Below are 4,073 nucleotides of genomic sequence, written 5' to 3'. Positions count from 1 at the left end.
TGTTTACAATAAAAAGGAAAACAGTCAATCACAGCCAAAAACCGGAAACACAGCAGGGCAAAATCGACCAAATGGCAATGCTCGTCCTGCACAACAGAAAAATGCACAAAAGCCTCAGGTTCAGGCTAAAACAACTTCTTCTACATTAGAAGATGAAGAGACTTTAGCTGTGTCAAATAAGGTGAAAGTTGCAGTTGCTCCAAAAGCAAAAGAGGGCAAAAAGCACGATCAAGCGTCTCAATCAAAGGAAAATAAGGCTTTCCAACCAGGGAAATCAAAAAATAAGCCACAAAACTTCCAACAAAATCGCAATCATCATCATAATAAAAAGCGAAATCAAGCGCCAGTCCAACAAGTGGCGGCTCCACAAAAGAAGAAAGAAAAAGAACTCCCTACCAAAATTACCTTTAGCGATTCTTTAACAGTTGCTGAACTTGGCAAAAAACTGCACAGAGAGCCATCGGAAATTATTAAAAAGCTCTTTTTACTAGGGGTAATGGCAACAATCAACCAAGAGTTGGATAAAGATGCAATTGAATTAATTGCCGGCGAATATGGGGTCGAAGTTGAAGAAGAAATTAAAGTTGACACCACTGACCTAGAAATTTATTTTACTGAAGATGCTTCGGGGGATTTAATTGAGCGGCCAGCTGTTGTAACCATTATGGGTCACGTTGACCACGGCAAAACGACTCTCTTGGACTCAATTCGAAATACGAAAGTTACCGAGGGAGAAGCAGGTGGGATTACCCAGCATATCGGTGCCTATCAGGTAGTAGAAAATGGAAAGAAAATTACGTTCCTTGATACACCAGGACACGCTGCATTTACAACCATGCGTGCTCGTGGAGCTCAAATCACTGATATTACCATCCTTGTAGTAGCAGCAGATGATGGAGTTATGCCACAAACAGTAGAAGCCATTAACCATGCAAAAGCGGCTGAAGTTCCGATCATCGTTGCTGTCAACAAAATGGATAAACCTGATGCAAATGTGGACCGTGTCATGCAAGAGTTAACAGAGCATGGGTTGGTTTCAGAGGCTTGGGGTGGAGATACCATATTTGTTCCTCTTTCTGCTAAAACAGGCGAAGGAATCGATAATTTGTTAGAAATGATTTTATTAGTCAGTGAAGTGGAAGAATATAAAGCAAATCCAAAACGAAATGCCGTTGGTACTGTTATCGAAGCTAAATTAGATAAGGGCCGTGGATCTGTTGCCACATTGCTTGTGCAAAACGGTTCGTTAAAGATTGGAGATCCAATCGTTGTAGGTAACACACATGGTCGTGTTCGTGCAATGGTTAACGATCTTGGGCGCCGAGTAAAAGAGGCTGGTCCATCTACACCTGTTGAAATTACCGGGTTAAGTGATGTACCACAAGCTGGTGACCGATTTGTTGTTTTCGATGATGAAAAAACTGCCCGCCAAGTTGGGGAAGCACGTTCTCAGCAGGCAATTGCTGCACAACGTGGCGAAAAATCCCGCGTCAGCCTTGATAATTTGTTTGAACAATTGAAACAAGGCGAAATGAAGGATCTAAATATTATCATTAAAGCAGATGTTCAAGGATCTGCTGAAGCACTTGCCGCATCCTTGCTAAAAATCGATGTTGAAGGTGTCAATATTAAAATCATTCATAACGGAACAGGTGCGATTAATGAATCAGATATCAGCCTTGCTTCCGCGTCTAATGCAATTGTCATTGGGTTTAATGTTCGTCCTGATGCGAATGCCAAACGTGCTGCAGATGCTGAAAAGGTAGACGTCCGTCTTCATAGAATCATTTATAAAGTGATTGAAGAAATCGAAGCTGCCATGAAGGGTATGCTTGATCCAGAATTTGAAGAAAAAATTATTGGTCAGGCAGAAGTTCGCCAAACATTTAAAGTGTCAAAAGTTGGAACCATTGCTGGTTCATATGTGATTGACGGTAAAATTACCCGCGATAGTGGCGTGCGAGTGATTCGTGATGGTGTCGTCATTTTTGAAGGAACGATTGATGCCTTAAAACGTTATAAAGACGATGCAAAAGAAGTAGCACAAGGCTACGAATGTGGTGTAACCATTAAAAACTTTAATGATATTAAAGAAGGAGATATCATTGAAGCTTATGTAATGGAAGAAATAGAGCGCAAATGATTTTTGGCTCAGTCGTTTGTGAATGTGTCATCTATGATGCACATTCATTAAAGGAAAAACGAGCTGTCCTACAGCGAATCCTCACCCGCTTAAAACAAAAATTTAATATTTCTGTTGCTGAAGTGGATTATCAGGATGTATGGCAAAGGACAAAAATAGCCATAGTAGCAGTAACGGCAGCTCATAGTTCTACTGAGCTGGAGTTGCAAAATGCTCTAAAATTTATTGACTCGTTTCCTGAAATAGAGAGGACGATCACCGAGTTTGAATGGCTTTAAGTTAAGAGGTGAATAGGATGAGCCTTAGAGCGAACCGTGTTGGAGAACAAATGAAAAAGGAATTGAGCGATATTATCGGCCGCAAGCTAAAAGATCCACGGATTGGTTTTGTGACGGTAACGGATGTTCAAGTCAGCGGAGATCTTCAACAGGCAAAAGTGTTTATTTCTGTATTGGGTGATGACGAGCAAAAGGAAAACACCTTAAAAGGATTGGCCAAAGCAAAAGGATTTATCAGAACTGAAATTGGCCATCGGATCCGGCTCCGAAAAACACCTGAAATTATTTTTGAATTTGATGAATCCATAGATTATGGAAATCGAATTGAAACCCTTCTTCATCAACTTCATTCCGATGATAAACCATTGGAAACGACGAATGAAGAAGAGTAGAGTGGATAGACATTTGTCTATCCATTTTTTTCGGTTAGAAAGGAAGTGTTGATGGGTGGAAGGAATTTTGCCATTATATAAGCCTGCCGGGCTGACAAGTCATGATTGTGTATTTAAATTAAGAAAAATTTTAAAAACGAAGAAAGTTGGACATACTGGTACACTTGATCCCGATGTTACAGGGGTTCTTCCTATTTGTATTGGGAAAGCGACAAAAGTGGCGGAATATATCACCGATGCTGGAAAAGCTTATGAAGGTGAAGTAACCCTCGGATTTTCCACAACTACTGAGGATGCTTCTGGAGAAATAGTGGAGAAAAAAAACGTTGATAGAGTGATTCATCGGGAAGAAATCAGCAAGGTGCTGGAAGCTCTCACAGGGGAAATCGAACAAACTCCGCCGATGTTTTCAGCCGTAAAGGTTGGGGGAATTCGTCTTTACGAGTACGCTAGAAAAGGAATCGAAGTGGAGCGTCCAACTAGGAAGGTCATGATTTATTCCAACGAACTATTAGATGATCGAACAGAGTTTTCCGGAGAGACAATCAGTTTCCGTTTTCGAGTGCATTGTAGTAAAGGTACGTATATTAGAACATTGGCAGTCATGATAGGGGAGGCTTTAGGATACCCTGCACATATGTCTTTTTTAACAAGAATTCAATCGGCCTCCTTTTCCTTAAATGATTGCTTCACATTTTCAGAAATTGAAACTTTAGCGGCAGAAGGTAAAATTGAATCAGTGTTAAAACCATTAGAAACTGCGCTTTCTCATTTGCCGAAATTAATAATTAATGATAAAGTAGCAGAGAAAGTGAAAAATGGTGCACTATTAAGTATTCCAGAACATTTAAAAAATTGTAACGGACCGATTATTGCTGAAACTGATAATGGAATTGCGCTGGCCATTTATGCAAAGCATCCAAATAAGCCAGATCTTTTAAAACCATTGAAGGTTTTAAGGAATGATCAAGAATAAAGGTTACGGATTAGAAAAGGTGAGTTTCTATTGGAAGTGAAGAGGCTTAGTTTTCCATTAAACATAAATACAGATGAATTTCCTCCATTGGTAATGGCCCTGGGTTATTTTGACGGAGTCCACCGTGGTCATCAAGAGGTGATAATGGAGGCCAAAAGGGTTGCAAATGTAAATGGTATGAAAAGTGCGGTTATGACTTTTGATCCCCATCCTTCAGTTGTATTAGGGAAAAATAAACAACATGTTCAGTTTATCACCCCATTACAGGAAAAAATAAATATAAT

5 protein-coding genes are annotated in these 4,073 nt (G+C 39.9%); all 5 read left to right on the top strand.

Annotation, left to right across the window (positions count from 1 at the left end; translation table 11 throughout):
* A partial coding sequence (gene infB / locus V7083_RS09730) for a translation initiation factor IF-2 (protein ID WP_335477328.1) occupies positions 1-2,143 on the top strand: 2,143 nt, incomplete at its 5' end.
* The gene (locus V7083_RS09725) at positions 2,140-2,421 is read left to right on the top strand and encodes a DUF503 domain-containing protein (protein WP_335477327.1); all 282 of its coding nucleotides are present in this window, start codon (positions 2,140-2,142) and stop codon (positions 2,419-2,421) included. The genes infB and V7083_RS09725, both read left to right, overlap by 4 nt.
* A 17-nt stretch (positions 2,422-2,438) precedes the next feature.
* Positions 2,439-2,813, top strand: a complete 375-nt coding sequence (gene rbfA / locus V7083_RS09720; protein ID WP_335477326.1) for a 30S ribosome-binding factor RbfA — start codon at positions 2,439-2,441, stop codon at positions 2,811-2,813.
* Positions 2,814-2,868: 55 nt separating this feature from the next.
* Complete coding sequence (gene truB / locus V7083_RS09715; RefSeq protein ID WP_335477325.1) at positions 2,869-3,789, top strand: tRNA pseudouridine(55) synthase TruB; 921 nt, start codon at positions 2,869-2,871, stop codon at positions 3,787-3,789.
* A 30-nt stretch (positions 3,790-3,819) separates the two neighbouring features.
* Positions 3,820-4,073: adenylyltransferase/cytidyltransferase family protein (locus V7083_RS09710; RefSeq protein ID WP_335477324.1), on the top strand; the 254-nt coding region annotated here is incomplete at its 3' end.

It is taken from the genome of Bacillus sp. JJ1764 (genome assembly GCF_036962145.1).
GTDB lineage: Bacteria > Bacillota > Bacilli > Bacillales > Cytobacillaceae > Neobacillus.
The sequence above is the reverse complement of the archived record's forward strand: the minus strand, read 5'-3'. Positions and strand labels throughout refer to the sequence as shown.

Excerpts from the sequence above, each read along its gene's own strand:
- rbfA (WP_335477326.1), top strand. The coding sequence starts at position 2,439 with ATGAGCCTTAGAGCGAACCGTGTTGGAGAACAAATGAAAAAGGAATTG.
- V7083_RS09725 (WP_335477327.1), top strand. The coding sequence starts at position 2,140 with ATGATTTTTGGCTCAGTCGTTTGTGAATGTGTCATCTATGATGCACAT.